Consider the following 17,045-nt stretch of genomic DNA (forward strand, 5'->3'; position numbering starts at 1 on the left):
GGCTGGGGGGAATCCTATAATTTTACTTCAGCAACATCTAGAGTTTTACCTTTCTCTTCAGCATAGCTTACTTTTAATTTGCCGGAGTTTAGATCTACATTTTCGGCATTTCTTAACTGAAATGTAAAAGTTCTCTTAGCATTTGGCGTATAAACCGAAATCCCTTTTACCAGGCCAACTTCTGTTTTTGTACCATTTGGAGCGATATGTTCTGCAGTAAGGTTCCCGTAAACCGACATATTACCAGAGCGGTTAATGTTAAGCGATAATTTTGGGGTTTCCTCTTCCAGTTTTAGCGAAAGATCTGATAATTCAATTTCTGTTGTATTTTTCCCTTCTCTAATAATAATAGGTATGCTTATTCCAAAAACAGTTTTTATATTTATGGAAATTCCGTCGTTTTCTTCAGCTTCTTCTGCTCCCAGGGCAGTTTGTGCTTCCTGTGCCCTAAAATACATATGGGAACGATATTCGCCCTGTTCTAAATTTCCTGTTCTGGTAAGTTGTACCCTTATGGTTTGTGCCTCATTAGGCGCCAGGGAAACTCTCCTGGGAAAATATCTTAAAAATTTTGTAGCAAACCGCTGACCTTTCTCGGGGGTTTCGACCTGCTCAAAATCACCGTTGGTAGTCATTTTATAATTCACGAAGGAAATAGCATATACAGCTGTATCTGCGCCGGTATTGGCCAAATTAATTTCTTGTGAACGTTGTGAACCATCGAAGACCAGGCGTTTTGGCATAACCATAAGATCACCTTGTGCGTAGGAATTTAGTCCGAAAAAAGCAAAACTTATTAATAGAAATAGGGGTGTAGGTAGTTTTTTTATCATATCCGAGGGGGCTGGATTTTAAATTATTTTAAGGAAATCAAAGTTAATAATAATCGTAGGATTACGTTAATAAAAACTAAAAATTAATTATAGGAAACCGTTACGTTAAATCCGGAAGAGTTAGTGTAAAAGCCCGATACCTGGTTGGCTTCCAGGTTTAAGGTGCCGCCAATTTTTATCACATCGCTATTGTTACCCTTCAGCGGAGTTACCTTAAATTCATTAATTATTAACACCTGGTTTGGATTTTCCTGGTTATACAGAGTAAACCGTTCCGGTAAAGTTATTGCGTAATTATTGCTCCCGTGGGTTACTACCGCTTCAGCAGGATTTACATTTCCGGGTAGGGAATTAGAAATCTGAACTCCAAAAGCAGTTCTGGTACCATCTGGCGATAAAATTACCCGGCCGGGATTATAGGCACTAATTACATTTCCAAAATCCAGGTCTAAGGTTTTATCAATTTTAATAGGATCAATTACGGTAGCCCGACTGCTTATAGTTGCAGTGGCAGAGTTTTGAGCGTTAGCGATAGAAAAGCTTAGACAGAGAAGAATTATAAAAGTATAATTGCGCATTGGTGTTTCTAATGACAGTGAAAAGAATATTAAAGTAAAAACGCCGCCACAGAGGACGGCGTTTTTTATATTTTAAGAAAGGCTTTACTTATTCGTAAGTCACGGTTACATCAAACTTACCTTTGTAATTTCCTGTGGCTTGCTCGGCAGCAACGTTTAAGGTAGCACCTACACCAATAGTCTGGGTAGAACCAGTACCTTGAGAACTAGCTCCAGCATCGTGGTTAAAATTGTCTACGGTAATTTTTTCTGTACCGTTAGAAAGAGTAACCGAACTTGGTAAAGCAATGGTATAATTGAATCCATTCGCTGCAGTAGCGTTAAAAGAAGCTGCTGCTGGAGAAGTAGATCCTATTTGTGAAAGTGTAGAAGCGCTAATAGTTCCATCTGTAGCAACTACTACAGTTCCTGCAGTATTATTAGCCACTTTACCAAAATTCAAATCCTGTTGAGCAGAAATTCCAATGGGACTTACAATATCAGCTGCAGCATTAGCGGTTGCAGTAGCTTTAGCTTCATCTTGTGCGAAAGTAGTTCCAGCGATAAGAGCGAATAAAATAAAAGTAAATTTTTTCATTTTGATTGTGTTTTAAAAGTTTTTGATTTGGGTTCTTTTTTTTAACACTGCAAATATGGGGGTAAACCCTTATACAAATGAAATTTATTCGATAAGCTAGATGAAATACTCGTTGAAATGCATTTTATTGAGAAATCTTTAAAAACTACATCGTTGTAGCAGATATTTTGAAGAAAATTTAATTATAATTTACTGTGACCTGTAAATCATTAAGGGTTTTATAGTCGCCCGGTTTTTGATTTGGATTTACGATAAGACTGGCACCTACTCTTATAGTATTGCCGTTTTCCGCCAATCCGTCGCCAGTATAATTGGTCGTAAAGTCCTGCACTCGCATACTTTCACTGCCATTTACCAGTTGATGACTTCCTTTAGGTAGGCTAATATCGAACGCATAGCCACTTTGTCCGGTTACTTTAAAAGCAGCGGCAGAAACGTGACCGCCATCGGTGAGTTCTATATCACCGTTGGCCGTTCTGGTATTCTCCGGACTAAGAATTACGGCTCCTCCAGATTTTGCATCAATATTGGCAAAACTCATATTAGCGGTAGTATTTATACCTATAGGTTGGATAATCGTTGCCGATGCTGTAAAATTTGCGGTAGCTGATGCCTGTGAGAATAGAGAGCCTACTCCAGTAAAAAAGAAAAGACTTAGGATTAGTAGTTTTTTTGTCATCAGTAGGCAGCTTTAGATTCGGAAGTATAAAAATAACAAAAAATAATCGATGAAAAGCATAAAAAACAGATAAAGTGCATTTATTTTTAAAAAACACTAATTTTTGATGCTATTCATTATAAAATTTAAGTTCTTCTATTAAACATTAAATTTTATTGAAGAATTTCTATGGTCTAAATTTTAATTTCTCATTTTGCGCGGAGTTTTTAAGTGTATATTCTGTGATTATTTTAAATTAGCCACTTACAATCCTCTAAAAATATTCATTTTTGTTATGAAAAATTCTTACTCAACAATTTTAAGCCTGGAAAGAACAGATTTTGGATTACTCTTTTTTAGACTTGCTATTTCGGGATTAATGCTTAGCCACGGTATTCCGAAATTAATTACTTTTTTTGATGCTGAAGAAATTGTATTTGTAGATCCCATGGGAATTGGTATGGTGCTAACTTTTGGGCTGGCCGTTTTTGCAGAATTTGTTTCTTCAATTTTGGTGATTTTAGGCTTGGCTACCCGGTTAGCCGTAATACCGCTTATCGCTACCATGGCAATAGCCGCTTTTATTGTGCATTGGACAGACCCTTTTGTTAAGCAGGAATTACCTTTATTATATATGAGTGGTTATTTGCTGCTCTATTTTACCGGAGCCGGGAAATTTTCATTAGATCAATATTTTCTCAGGAAGAAATAAGCTACCTGTGAATAAGCCAGAGAAGATTATCTAAAAAATTTATTCTGATTTAGAGATGCGCTCGGTATAAAACTCACTTATGAAGTAAGAAATAGAAAAGCGGTATCAAAACCAACAAAACGTTTGATACCGCTATTTTATCTGCTTATTTTTACAGTTTAATTCTCTGTGGTGTCGGGATCTGGAAAATCGTCCATATCTTTTTTATTTTTTTTGACTCCTTTCTTATTGAAACGATAATTTTCCTCATCTACCAGGTTATTGGTTTTGCTGGGATTGCTGTCGCGACTACCGGGGATGTCCAATTCTTCTGCAGTAAAATCTACCTGTTCTTTATCGTCTAAATCTTTATCCTGGCCTTTATTCATACTCCTGCCTTTTTTGTTTAAAGCTTGTTTGTCTTCCGCAGTAATATCTGAATTGTAGGTCTCTTCATTTTTATCTTTCTTGCTCATAATTTTTTGTTTTAATCTCAATTTAAAGATTATTCCAAATCTTAACCAATTAACGTGGTTAAAATCTGGTTAAAATAAATCAAGGTTCTTAGTTTTCGTGGCGTAATTAAAGAGAGGGTGTAAGGTTAAGGTGGTACAAAAAAAGGCTGCCTAAAAGTAAACGTACTTTTTAGACAGCCTAATTATAAACAATTGGTTAGTTGGTTTTTTCTTACTCTGCTTCTAGCATAGCAAAGAATTTATCTAAATTAGGAATAATTACAATTCTTGTTCTTCTGTTTTTAGCCCTATTCTCGTTATTTGAGTTGTCCACCAATGGCTGGTAACTACTTCTTCCGGCTGCGATTAATTTTTCAGGGGAAACATCATATTTATCCTGAAGAATTCTAACGATAGAGGTCGCTCTTCTCACACTTAAGTCCCAGTTATCCTGAATGTAAGATTCTTCTACTAAAGTTCTATCATCGGTATGGCCTTCTATCATAACTTCCATAGCTGGTTCAGATTTAATTACTTCGGCCAGTTTCTTTAAAAGAGGTTGTGCTTTGTTACTTACTCTAAAGCTTCCGCTTCCAAACAACAATTTATCTGAAACATTAATCATTACAACCGTCTTATCTACGCTAATGTCGATATCTTCATCATCGGAACCTTCAGAAATAGAATTTTTTAAATTATGGGAAACGGCAAGGTTAATGGAATCTTCTAAAGTTTTGGCTTCTGCCACTTTAGTCTGGTCCATTTTAGCAATGGTTTCCCGCATTTTTTCTTTATTGTTTTTAGACATAACCGTTAAATCGTTCATCTCCATCTTTGAATCATTCTCATCACGTAAGGAGTTGATCTTCGCATTATAATCTGCAACGCGCGCTTCAATACGAGCGTATTTTTCTTCAATTTCTTCTTTCTCTACCTGAGTTTTCTGTAAGGTACTTTTCGTATCATCTAATTGATTTTCTAAAGAGACGTACTTCTTCTTAGAAACACAGGAGCCTAACATTCCGGCTGCTAAAACAGTTACTGCAATAGTTCTTTTCATATTTCGGATTTTTTCAATTAATTAGCCCATTAACATTTTTACATGGCTAAGCCATTTAGGTGCGAGAACAATGCCGAATTGCTAACGGCTCTGTAATTCGGCAAAGTTAAAACGCTTGTTTAAGCCTTATTCTGGTTCATAATGAGTGTCTTAAGGTGTTTGGCTTGTAATCTGATAATTATTTTTGGCCGCTTATCTAATGTAATATGAGATTTTAAAAACTGTGGAAAAAAGGATAAAAGTGTGTAAAAATGCCACAGTATAAAAATTATTTTGTCCTGAACTGCGATAAACACAAAGATAATTAACTAAATATTAGGTATATAAAGTTAGTTAAAAACATACCTTACTATAAATTTGTAACCCATTTACAATTTACGCATTGGAAGAGAAAAAGGAAAAAGAAAAAAAGAAGAGTAAAAAAGGTACTCGAATTTTAAAGATCATCGCAAAAATTTTTGCGGGACTTTTTATTTTAATACTTCTCATATTATTATTTATTAGAAGTCCCTGGGGACAGGACATAATAAAGGAACAGGTAGTAAAGAATATTTCCGGTAAAACCAATACAGAAATCTCATTAGACAGACTTTTTATAACTTTCGCCGGGAATATTCAAATTGATGGTTTATACCTTGAAGACAAAAAAGGCGATACTCTGGTATATTCAAAAATGCTGGAAGCCGATATCCCTATTTGGCCAATCATACAAGGTGGCGCAATCTCTGTAGATCAATTGGATTGGGAAGGTTTAAAAGCCAATGTTATTAGAAAGGATTCTGTAAATGGCTTTAACTATGAATTTTTGATGGAAGCCTTCGCTTCAGATTCTACACAAACTCCCCAGGATACCACCTCTTCTCAGCCTATGGAAATAAATATAGGAGAAGTGAATTTTAAAGATTTTGACCTTAAATTTAAAGATGATGTTCTTGGTATTGATGCCAAACTAAACTTAGGAGAATTAGGTGTTGCCATGGATAAAACTTCCCTTCCGGAAATGGATTTTCGCGTAGAAGAAGCGGTATTAAACAATACTCAGGTAACCTATTTTCAATCCAAACCTTTTCCGCCTTCCGAAGAAGAGGAAGAGCCGGCGCCTTCGCCATATCTGGTCATAAATTCTTTTAAGATCAATGATGTTAGCGTAAATTATCAATCTATCCCAGATGGTTTAAATGCCCAAATTGGTATAAAAGATTTTTTAGCTGAAATTCCGCTCGTAGATTTAAAAAAGCAAGAAGTTGAAGTTGGTAGAATAGCTCTTTCTAAATCTGCTGTTGCAGTAAATATGAATTCCGCCAAAGATTCTATCGCCAATACGGCTGAAAATAAAGAAAATCTTGCAGCTAAGGATGAAGAAGAAGTTGAAACAGGCTTTTCCTGGCCGGAGTGGCGGGTAGATGTTAAAGAAATTTCCCTTGAAGAAAATAGAATTGCTTACTCCCGGGATAGCATAATGCCTAAATCTGGTGTTTTTGATGCAAACGCAATTTTTCTGGAAGATTTTAATTTTAAGGCAGAAGATTTAGTTTTACAGGAGAAATCTGCCGAAGCTAAGATCGCTGCCCTTAATTTTCAGGAAGCATCCGGAATTAATCTGAAGAAATTTAATTTCAGCTTAAACCTAAGCGATGAAAACCTGGAGGTTTCGAACCTGGACCTTGCCTTAAACGAAAACGAGTTACAGGGACAAACCAAAATAAGCTATAATTCTTTAGAAGATTTTATTGAGAATTATGAAAATGCAAGTTTGGCGATAGATTGGCCAAAATTTAACCTGGATTTAAAGGATATATTTTTATTTCAGCCCGACCTTAAAAAGAATACTTATTTAAAAGAAATAAGTAAAAATAAGATTTCGGGAGCGCTTAAAGCCGATGGAAAATTAACGGCATTAACTATTCCTACAGCCAAATTCAATTGGAAAAATACAAATATTACTGCCAGAGGTAAGGTTTTTAATGCTACCGACCCGGATAATATCCGGTTTGATTTCCCTCGTTTTGTCTTAAACTCAAATAAAGCCGATTTGGCAACTTTTGTAGATGAAAAGAAAATGGGCGTCGATATTCCGAAGCAAATAAACTTAACCGGAAATTTTAGCGGCACCCCCGAAGATCTTAAAGCCCAGGCTAATTTAAATACTACCGATGGAGGGATAAAATTAGATGCAAGTTTCCAAAATACAGAAGATATCGCTTTCAACGCCGAGATGGAAACCGAAAGCGTACAACTGGGTAAAATACTTAAAAATCCGCAACTGGGCGCCCTTAACCTTCGCTTAACCGCAAATGGGCAGGGAAGTAATTTGAATGTTTTAGATGCAAAATTCAATATTACCATAGATTCTTTTGCCTATAATGAATACAAAATTCGTGACCTGGCTGTCCTGGGGGATATTGAAAACGGAAGGGGAACAGTTACTTCAGATTACAAGGATGAAAATATAGATTTAGCCTTAAACTCAAACGTGGTTTTAGATTCTGTAAGTCCCGAGGCCGATCTTAATTTAGATTTAAAAGGAATTAAACTTCAGGCGTTTGGTATTGCATCCCGTGATATTAGAATGGCCTTTAATCTCGATGCCGGTTTTAAGGGAAATGCAGATGAATTTAAAGCCAATGCCAATTTTACCGAAAACACCGTGGTTTTTGATGAAGACACTTATCTACCCGGAGACCTAAGTGTAAACGCCTTTGTAAGACCAGACACGACTGCAGTTAGTGTGAGTAATAAAATTATTTCGTTAGATCTGGAATCTAACGCAAATCCTACAGATTTTAGTAATGCTTTGTTTAGGCATTATAGGTCTTATATTTCTGAAGAAGTAAAAACCGATACCGTCGCCAATCCCGTGAATTTGAAACTAAGGGGAAAACTGGCTGATGCACCGGTGTTGCACGAGGTTTTCCTACCGGGATTGAAACAATTGGATACCGTAAATATTACTGCAGATTTTAGGGAAAAAGAACGAATTTTAAAAGCAGGGGTAAGTTTACCTTTTATTAATTATGCCGATAGTGAGATAGATAGTCTGGGTATTACGGTAGATACAGATAAAGATAACTTTGATTTCAACCTTGGCTTCAACGCAATAAATTCGGGACCAATTGCAATTCATAAAACCGATTTTAATGGTAGGTTGGGAAATAAAAAGATCTTTTTAAATTTTACCAGCATGCAAGATGAGGAACATTTGTTCCATGTAAATTCAGAAGTTTCGCAGGTAGGAGATAGTCTTAGGTTTCACTTGCAGCCAGAAGAATTGATCCTGAATAAAAACGAATGGGATATTGCAGCTAATAATGAGTTATTGATCCTGGATAAAAGTATCACCGCGAGGGATTTTAGATTACATAGAAATAATCAGGAAATGATTATAAGCAGTGATCTGGCGATTTCAGAAAAGAAGCATTTAGGCCTTAGGTTTAATAATTTTAACCTCGCCTCATTTTTAGCCTATTTTAATCCTGATGAGAAACTGGCATCGGGGGATCTAAATGGCGATATTGCTTTTGAAGATCCTATGGGCAAATTTGGTATTTTGGCCGGGTTGGAGATCAATCAACTTAAAATGATGGATGTAGATCTGGGGACACTTAGCCTCGATGCAACTCCCAGAGGTGGCTTTAATTATGACGTAGGGCTCGCATTAAAAGGAGAGAACGCCGATTTGGATTTAGAAGGTTCTTTAGTAGCGAAAGATTCTACCACCGCAATTTCCATGAACCTCGATATCAATGAATTTAAAATGAAAGCAGTAGAGGCTTTCTCCCTGGGAACGATTAAAGACGGTACCGGTAGCTTTTCCGGAAATATGAGTTTAGAAGGTTCTACAACAGAGCCTCAATATAAAGGGGAGTTCAACTTTAATGAAGCTGGCTTCAAATTAACCTTGCTCGATGCGCAATTTACTTTACCTTCAGAAAAACTTAGATTGGATAATGAAGGCATCTATTTCGATAATTTTAGGGTAGAAGATGTAGATAATAATGCTTTTACGGTAAACGGGGAAGTGCTTACCGAAGATTTTTTAAATCCGGAATTCGATTTGCAGTTTAAAGCAAATAATTTTCAGGTTTTAAATTCTGATGAAGAGGACAATGAACTGTTTTATGGTACCGCCAGTTTTGATGCAGATGCCCAACTAACCGGGGACCTCAATATGCCAAAGTTGAATCTGGATCTAACAATTGGTCCCGATACCGATTTTACTTATGTGCTTCCCAAAGAAGAGATGGCTATTGAAGAGCGCGGTGGAGTGGTGATTTTTGTAAATAGGGAAAATCCGGATAATATTTTAACACAAACAGATGAGGAAGAATCGGCAACTTTATCTGGTTACGATATAAAAGCTCGCATTAGAGTTGATAAATCGGCAGTTTTCAATATTATTTTAGACCCACAAACGGGAGACAATTTACAGGTAAAAGGTGAAGGAGATTTAGACCTCGCAATTACGCCTAACGGGCGTATGAACCTCTCCGGACGCTATACCTTGAGCGACGGCCATTATGAAATGAGTCTTTACAATTTAGTAAAAAGAAGGTTTGATATCGCCGAAGGCAGTCGTGTTAGTTGGGCGGGAGATCCGTTTGATGCCAGTCTGGACGTTAGTGCTATTTATAAGGTAGATGCCTCGCCGGCTTCCATAATGGGAGACAGAAATGGAAATCCTAATGAATTTAGACGTGATTTACCGTTTTTGGTTTATTTAAATGTAGATGGAGAGCTCCTAAAACCGAAACTTTCTTTTGGTCTACGTATGCCAGAAGACTCTCAGGGCGCTTCCGGGGGGCAGGTTTATAGCAGGATACAGCAACTAAACAACCAGGAATCTGAATTAAACAAACAGGTATTTTCACTGCTGGTGCTTAATCGTTTTTATCCTACCGCAGGTAGCGATGGTAGTAGTGGAGGAACCATGACAATTGCCAGGGATAACCTTAACCAGGCTCTTTCGGACCAGTTGAATATTTTTTCAGATAAATTATTGGGCGACACCGGAGTAGAGCTCAATTTTGGCGTAGATAGTTATACCGATGCTTCTGCGGAAGAAAGGACAGAGGTTGACATAAGCGCCCAAAAGAAATTATTTAACGACAGGATTATTGTGAGCGTGGGTAGCCAGGTAGATGTGCAGGGAAGTGATAGAGGAAATGAAGAAGGGCCCAACCCCATAATTGGCGATGTGAGCGTACAGTATTTAATAAATAAAGGAGGTCAATTTAGGTTAAAAGGCTTCCGCGAGAATAAGTTTGCCAATGTAATTGACGGACAAATCATTATAAGTGGTATCGCTTTTATTTTTAATAGGGAATTTAACGAATTTCAGGAATTATGGGATAACTTTTTTCTGAAACAACGGGACGAAGACGAAGAGAATAATGAAAAAGAATAGGCACAGGAAATTGAAAATAATGAAATCAAGTCATAAGGTAAGCTTTGGTTTATTCGGCGTTTTAATATTAATGCTGAATTCCTGCAATGTAAAAAAGTTTGTGCCCGAAGGAAAATTTCTTTATACCGGTGCCGAAATTGAGATCGATGCCGATTCTACCGTAGAAAACGTTTCTGCTTTAAAAACCGAACTGGAAGCAGCCTTGCCAGAACCAAATAGTAAAATTTTGGGTATGCAGCCCGGTCTCTATTTTTATTATAAAGCGCAGCGTGAAAAGCCCGGATTTATCAATAAATTTTTAAACAAAAAAATAGGAAAAGAACCTATTTACGGCAGTGATATAGATCCACTGGGGACCGAAGAAGTTTTAGAGAACAGATTAGAAAATCGAGGTTTCTTCTACAGTAACGTAAACTCTAGCGTAAATGAAGATAAAGAGGAAAAAGAGATGCACGTTTCTTACAAGGCAGAAGTACCCAGCCCATATCGCCTTGTCAACTATAAAATAGATACTAAAGCCGATTCGCTTTATGTTTATAACGAGATTAGCAGGATACTCCCCGATACACCTATCGAGAAAGATATGCGCTTTGATCTTTCTGCCCTAAAATATGAAAGAGAAAGAATAGATAAAGGTTTAAAGAACAAAGGTTATTATAATTTTAACTCCGGTTTCTTAATTTTTGAAGCAGATACCAATCAATATGATAATAAGAAATTCGATTTGTTTCTACGCTTAAAAAAGGATGTACCCGAAAAAAGTATAATTCCGTATGAAATTGGTAAAGTAAATATTTATCCGAATTACAAAGTAGGAGAGGAGAAAGTATATAATGATACCACAGTTTATAAGAATAAAAATTTTATGCAGGAAGAGCTTTTCTTTAAGCCTAAGCACTTAGAGCCTAATGTACTTATAGATGAAGGAGAATTATATAATCCCGAGACTTCCAGTAGTACCGCCAGAAGACTTGGGAATATAGGTGTTTATAAATTTATAAACATTAATTACAAAGAAATAGATAGCTTATCGACCGACAGTTTGGGGGTTTTAGAAACCAATATTTACCTGGCACCTCTAAATAAGAGGGCACTTAGGGCCGAGGTCCAGGCAACTACCAAATCTAATGGTTTCACCGGTCCCAGCCTGGCACTTAGTTACACCGATAGGAATATCTTTAACGGTGGGGAGATTTTTAAATTGACCGGGGATTTTGGTTATGAAGTGCAATCTGGCGGTGGGTCTAAGTCTGGATTAAATTCTATAAATATCGGTTTAACCGGGGATATTATTTTTCCGCGCCTAATTTCTCCTATAAGTTTTGATAAAAATGCGTTTTCTTATTCCATACCAAAAACCAAGGCTAGTTTAGGGTTTAATTATCTTAAGAGAAGTAAATTGTTTAGCCTTGGGTCGGTTACAGCTCGTTTCGGTTATTTATGGAATGCCAATAGGTACGTTACCCACGAACTCTATCCGGTTTCTGTAAATTATGTAAACCTGGCAAATACTACTCCAGAGTTTCAGGAAATCTTAGATGCTAATCCGTTTTTGGAAAGTAGTTTTAAACAGGAATTTATTTCCAATCTCACCTATTCCTTTACTTATAATGGACTCCTAGATGCTAAAAAACATCAGTTTTTTGTAAACTCCACAGTTGACGTGGCGGGGAATTTAGTCGATTTAATTAGCGGTCATTCAGATGAGGAGCTCCAAACCTTCTTAGGTTTAAGATATGCACAATATGCTAAAGCCGATGTTGATTTTAGGTATCATTTTAACTTTAATAAAGAATCTAAAATTGCAACCAGGCTTTTTGCCGGTTGGGGAATTCCTTATGGAAATTCTGATGTTTTACCTTTTACCAAGCAATATTTTGCAGGTGGTCCTTATAGCGTGAGAGCCTTTAACACGCGTTCTTTAGGCCCGGGAACTTACCATCCGCCCAACGAGGATGATTCTTACTTTGACCAGGCAGGAAACTTAAGATTAGAAGCGAATATCGAATACCGCTTTCCATTGTTTCCCTATTTGTACGGTGCAGTTTTTGCCGATGCCGGTAACGTTTGGAACACAGGGAAAAATAATCTTCCCGGCGGGAAATTTAGTAAAGACTTTATCAACGAACTGGGAATTGGTACCGGGGTAGGACTTCGGGTAGATATTCAAAGTTTTGTGATTCGTTTTGACCTTGCCGCTCCATTGCATGACCCTGCCGAGGACGAGGGGCCTAAATGGGATTTCGATTATAAAAATCCTGTGTTTAATTTTGCTATTGGATATCCGTTTTAAAAATGTATCAGCAAATTTTAGATCACCTTGCCGCTGTTATATCCCTAACCCGTGAAGAAGAACAGGAATTTACCGGAATCCTTTCTGAAAAAAGACTTGCTAAAAAAGAATTTTTAATTAAGCCGGGGCAATCTGTAAATAGTGAATATTACGTGGTTTCAGGATGTATGGAGGCTTACTATTTAAGTGAAGCCGGGGACAAGCACATTATTCAATTTGCTTTAGAAGATTGGTGGATTAGTGATTTTGAAGCTTTCTTCGGAAGTAAAGAAGCGCAATTGTACGTTGAAGCTGTTGAAAACTCGATACTGCTGGGTATTGATCGTGATAATTTGGAAACGCTGTACGAGAGAATTCCAAAATTTGAGCGTTTTTTCCGGATTAAAACAACCAATGCCTTTGTTGCACTTCGCAGCAGGATACTTTCTTCTCTGCAAAAAAATAGCAAGCTTCGTTATATGGAATTCTGTGAAAATCACCCCGAGCTGGAACGTAGAATACCTAATGCGCATATTGCAAATTACCTGGGCATAAAACCTGAAAGCCTTAGCCGACTGCGAAAAGAGCTTTCTTAGTTAACATCTTTTAACAGCGCTACCTAACCTATGTCAAGTAGATTTTTGGATCTTTCCATTAATTTTGCATTTCCAAATTGTCGAAAAATATTACGAAATAGACTTATGAGCAAAGAACAAAATTTACTGAAATCATATGATTTAAATGGATTAAAACTCCCAAATAGGGTGGTGATGGCGCCAATGACAAGAAGTAGGGCTACAAATTCGGAAAATACACCTATTGAAGGTTTACACGATGTTTACTATGAACAACGAGCTTCTGCCGGACTTATTATTACCGAAGGTTCCCAGGTTTCCAAGGAAGCGGTTGGATATGTGAACACGCCGGGAATTTATAGCAAAGCGCAGGTTGAAGGTTGGAAAATGGTAAATGAAAAAGTGCACAAAGCCAATGGCAGAATTTTTATTCAGCTTTGGCACGTAGGCAGAATGTCTCACCCCGATTTTCATAATGGCGATTTGCCGGTGTCTGCTTCAGCCATAAACCCTGAATCGCAATCTTATACCCCCAATGGTTTTAAAGATACGGTAACGCCTAAAGAAATGACTATTGAAGATATAAAGAGAACCATTGGTGATTTTAAAAATGCAGCTAAAAATGCAATGGAAGCCGATTTTGACGGAATAGAAATCCATTCTTCCAACGGTTATTTATTTCACCAATTTTTTAATGGAACTTCCAATAAAAGAAATGATGAATACGGCGGAAGCATAGAAAATCGCGCCAGGATTTTATTTGAAACTATTGATGCGATCAAAGAAGTAATGCCCGAGCAAAAAATTGGATTAAGGTTAAACCCTTCCCTTCACGGTATTTTTGGAATGACGATGGATGAAGAAACCATCCCAACTTTCGATTATATTATTGAAAAACTGAATGATTATGATCTTGCATATTTGCATTTATCAGAACCTTTCAATGATGTTTCTGAAGTACCCTACGCGGAAACTGAAATCGCAAAAAGATATCGCCCAATGTATCAGGGAACGCTTATGATTAATGCAGGTTTTGATCAGGAATCCGGGAACAAAGTTATTGAAGAGGGGAATGCCGATTTGGTAGCTTTTGGCAAACCTTATGTTTCCAACCCCGATTTAGTAGAACGATTTGCAGAGAATATCCCGCTTACAGATTGGGATACAGATACTTTTTATACGCCGGGAAAAGAAGGTTATATCGATTATAAGAAAGCTAAATCGCATGAGCAAAACGTTTAAAATTTGGTCATGCGTAAATGCGTTAATATGACAATGCGGTGATGTGAAGATATGTTGGTTTGTCAACTTGATTTCGTAGAAAATTTAATTGAAAAAAGGAATAAAGCTGTTTTAAAAGCGTTGTACTTTGTCATAGTGCGAAACGAAGCAATCTCCAACTAATAATTTAGAGATTGCTTCACTCTTTCGTATTGATATTATGATTTCACTTTTAAGACAGCCTATTTTATTTCAATAGAGACTTATTGATTTTCCTGAATTTCTCTTAGTATTTCCTCCTGCATTTCCTGCATGCCTTCAATACCGCCATACATAATAAAGCTGGCAATGGTTCCTATTAAGCTTAAAATACTCAAGACCAAACCGATAATAGCCAGGATTTTCCCGGTTTTTACATTATTATAGCCGGTATAAAGCTCTGGGTTGGCGTTGTAAATAGCAGTTGCTCGTTTAGCCATGACTAGTGCGATGATCCCAAAAATGATCCCAACCAGACCATAACAGCAACAGCCGATGATAGAGAGGATCCCGAAAATTAGAATTAAGGTTGAATTGGGTAATTGTTGTTTTTGCATAAAAAATTTGATTATTGGGTTAGTTGTAAATAATGATTCATTTTAGCGAGATAGCTTATCATCATTACCGCACCGCAAAAGATAATAAGGCCTATTTTTAGTTGAAAATCGTATTTAAATTTTTTAAATAGGTTGAAAACCAGGAATACCAGCAAAAGCAACATGGGATAGATTGCAGGAAACATATAGAATGCCTGGCCAAACTCGCCCTGCAAGACTAAAGATAGCGCCCTTTGGTCACCACAACCAAAACATTCAACTCCAAATAGGCTTTTGTTTAGACAGGGTAACATGAATTCTTCCATAGCTAATTTCTAATAGTTATTTTACTGGTGAAGACTTCTCCGCTTTCACAGAGCATTTTAATGATATACACCGAATTTTGTAATCCCAAAGTGTTAAAATTATATACCGGGCTTTTAGTTTTGACTTCTTGAGAAACAATCATTTTTCCATTTAAATCGAACAAAATAATTTTCTTGAGCACTTTTTGCTTCATTTTAATACTAAGAAAAGTCTGTTCCGTACCTTGTACTATGGCAAATTCCGATGAATTTGGTTCTATTAATTCACTTTCTAAATCTATAGGAAATGACACCTCTTCATTTTCTTCCATAAAACTAATAAAAAACCTATCATTATAGAAGCCTTTTGTTAAATTTTGTAAGAATGAAGCTTTTTTAACATCGTAATATTCATTCTTTTCAGCATCAAAAACAAAAACGGGTGTACTGGAATTGCTGCTTTTTAGTTTAATATCAATTTTAGTGTCCTCTTCCAAATGAAGTAATAATGGGATTTTATCATTCTTCCTAAATGGGCGTACCTGAATATTATAGGCCGCTTCTTCTATATTCCAGCCGGCATCATTGTTTAGAAAACCATAAATTTGAGCATCCATAGCCCAATCTGCTGCTACAGAAGCATCTTCGGCAAAAGTGAGTAGAAGTGGACGCACATATAAGTCATTAAAATTTATATGAAAATAGAAAAGGGAAGGATCGGCTTTGGGCTGTGATTTAAATTGAGAATTTTGTACGTTTTCCTTCTGAAACCTTCTTTGTGAATTCTTAAAATAAATATAGCCATTGCTTTTTCCTTCTAACATAAATCCCTGTGCAATGGGGCTGTACTCCCGTGCAATATTGGCGCCGCTTGCTCCTGTATCCCCATTTTCCTCTCCCGCACCTGTATAGGTTTTAAAAACTGCCGGAACATAAGCATTAGCTCCCGGGGAATATGAACCGTAGCCGCCTTCATAATCTTTTAAATTATGAGAATTTCCCTGACTTTTAGAATCCCAAAAATAAGCAATTCCCGTACTGGCGGGATTTTCCAATAGAAAACTACGCAAGTGCAAAGCAGAAGGGTAAGGATTTCCTACCAGGATATTTTCCTCTTTTTTAATAGGTAATCTTATTTCTCCATCATTTGGTAGCCCTCTAAAATCATATCGTTGTTTATTGCCGGGGTTGTTTTCAACTCCATTTATACTATTTGAGTTGGTACCATTTACGCCTTTCATCGAAAAACCTTCCCCGGGAGAAAGATCAAAGATTTTCCCAACGTGTTGCCAGGCATTATAACCCAGGCCAGAATATTTATAAATCCACCGACTGGATATTTCTAAAGGATTGGCACTGCCTTCTAAATTACTGGTAATCTGGGCAGTTTTGCTTTTAGTAACTGTTTCTGGTTCAAAAATAACGGCACCAAAAGATTGGTTAGTGCTTATATTATCTAAAACAGGCATTGCCCAGTAATTGTAATCGAAGGCATTGGAAGTACCTTCCTGAAAAACAGAAAGCCAACCGTTACCAGAATTTAAGTTGGAGTTTTTATCGCCTTGCAGTAACTGGGAACCTTTTCTAAGGTAAATACTGGCTTCGGTGTTTCCGGGGTTATTCTTTTTTAGTTCTATGGCGCCTTCAATATATAAAAATCTGTCGTTTAAGTAAATAAATGAATCCTGGGTGGAAGTAGGAGCGATATACATTTGTGCGTTTAACGTATAGACCTGGAAAATAAAAAAGATGCAGTAGATTTGCCTCATAATTAATTTAACTTTGCAGCCTATACAAGAACCGTTATTTTTAATACATTCCAAATAAGGGATAACAGGTAA

General features: G+C 36.9%; 14 protein-coding genes. 5 read left to right on the top strand and 9 right to left on the bottom strand.

Annotation, left to right across the window (positions count from 1 at the left end; translation table 11 throughout):
- Positions 1–14: 14 nt before the first annotated feature.
- From BUA71_RS02670 to BUA71_RS02685, 4 genes are all read right to left on the bottom strand, one after another.
- Entirely contained in the window at positions 15–833 is an 819-nt protein-coding gene (locus BUA71_RS02670; protein ID WP_072876429.1) for a fimbrial biogenesis chaperone, read from the bottom strand.
- Between the two features lie 83 nt (positions 834–916).
- Complete coding sequence (locus BUA71_RS02675) at positions 917–1,411, bottom strand: DUF4402 domain-containing protein (protein WP_072876431.1); 495 nt, start codon at positions 1,409–1,411, stop codon at positions 917–919.
- A gap of 88 nt (positions 1,412–1,499) precedes the next feature.
- Entirely contained in the window at positions 1,500–1,988 is a 489-nt protein-coding gene (locus BUA71_RS02680) for a DUF4402 domain-containing protein (protein ID WP_072876433.1), read from the bottom strand.
- Between the two features lie 178 nt (positions 1,989–2,166).
- Complete coding sequence (locus BUA71_RS02685) at positions 2,167–2,667, bottom strand: DUF4402 domain-containing protein (RefSeq protein WP_072876435.1); 501 nt, start codon at positions 2,665–2,667, stop codon at positions 2,167–2,169.
- Between the two features lie 274 nt (positions 2,668–2,941).
- Between BUA71_RS02685 and BUA71_RS02690 the strand changes: the two genes are divergently transcribed.
- A complete protein-coding gene (locus tag BUA71_RS02690; protein WP_072876437.1) occupies positions 2,942–3,358 on the top strand; it encodes a DoxX family protein in 417 nt (138 codons plus the stop codon).
- Positions 3,359–3,516: 158 nt separating this feature from the next.
- On the opposite strand, the gene BUA71_RS02695 is transcribed toward BUA71_RS02690, so the two are convergent.
- Together BUA71_RS02695 and BUA71_RS02700 are read right to left on the bottom strand one after the other, a co-directional pair.
- Positions 3,517–3,813: a hypothetical protein gene (locus tag BUA71_RS02695; protein WP_072876439.1), complete on the bottom strand. Its 297-nt coding sequence runs from the start codon at positions 3,811–3,813 to the stop codon at positions 3,517–3,519.
- 211 nt (positions 3,814–4,024) lie between these two features.
- Complete coding sequence (locus BUA71_RS02700) at positions 4,025–4,852, bottom strand: OmpA family protein (RefSeq protein ID WP_072876441.1); 828 nt, start codon at positions 4,850–4,852, stop codon at positions 4,025–4,027.
- Positions 4,853–5,234: 382 nt separating this feature from the next.
- Between BUA71_RS02700 and BUA71_RS02705 the strand changes: the two genes are divergently transcribed.
- The 4 genes from BUA71_RS02705 to BUA71_RS02720 all read left to right on the top strand — a co-directional run bounded on the left by BUA71_RS02705 (position 5,235) and on the right by BUA71_RS02720 (position 14,345).
- Positions 5,235–10,256, top strand: coding sequence for a translocation/assembly module TamB domain-containing protein (locus BUA71_RS02705; RefSeq protein ID WP_072876443.1), 5,022 nt, complete (start codon positions 5,235–5,237; stop codon positions 10,254–10,256).
- Between the two features lie 19 nt (positions 10,257–10,275).
- A complete protein-coding gene (gene tamL, locus BUA71_RS02710) occupies positions 10,276–12,549 on the top strand; it encodes a translocation and assembly module lipoprotein TamL (protein ID WP_072876864.1) in 2,274 nt (757 codons plus the stop codon).
- A gap of 2 nt (positions 12,550–12,551) precedes the next feature.
- Positions 12,552–13,124 carry a Crp/Fnr family transcriptional regulator gene (locus BUA71_RS02715; RefSeq protein WP_072876445.1) on the top strand — a complete coding sequence of 191 codons (573 nt, stop codon included), beginning with the start codon at positions 12,552–12,554 and terminating at the stop codon, positions 13,122–13,124.
- Between the two features lie 105 nt (positions 13,125–13,229).
- The gene (locus BUA71_RS02720) at positions 13,230–14,345 is read left to right on the top strand and encodes an alkene reductase (protein WP_072876447.1); all 1,116 of its coding nucleotides are present in this window, start codon (positions 13,230–13,232) and stop codon (positions 14,343–14,345) included.
- Between the two features lie 242 nt (positions 14,346–14,587).
- Here BUA71_RS02720 and BUA71_RS02725 read toward each other — a convergent pair whose 3' ends face one another.
- From BUA71_RS02725 to BUA71_RS02735, 3 genes are read right to left on the bottom strand one after another with little or no spacing between them, the layout of a single operon-like run.
- Positions 14,588–14,920 carry a CCC motif membrane protein gene (locus BUA71_RS02725; protein WP_072876449.1) on the bottom strand — a complete coding sequence of 111 codons (333 nt, stop codon included), beginning with the start codon at positions 14,918–14,920 and terminating at the stop codon, positions 14,588–14,590.
- An 11-nt stretch (positions 14,921–14,931) separates the two neighbouring features.
- The gene (locus BUA71_RS02730) at positions 14,932–15,225 is read right to left on the bottom strand and encodes a DUF2752 domain-containing protein (protein ID WP_072876451.1); all 294 of its coding nucleotides are present in this window, start codon (positions 15,223–15,225) and stop codon (positions 14,932–14,934) included.
- A gap of 2 nt (positions 15,226–15,227) precedes the next feature.
- A complete protein-coding gene (locus BUA71_RS02735; protein ID WP_139277049.1) occupies positions 15,228–16,973 on the bottom strand; it encodes a T9SS type A sorting domain-containing protein in 1,746 nt (581 codons plus the stop codon).
- Between the last annotated feature and the right edge of the window lie 72 nt (positions 16,974–17,045).

This window comes from Salegentibacter echinorum, assembly GCF_900129445.1.
GTDB classification, from domain to species: Bacteria; Bacteroidota; Bacteroidia; order Flavobacteriales; family Flavobacteriaceae; genus Salegentibacter; species Salegentibacter echinorum.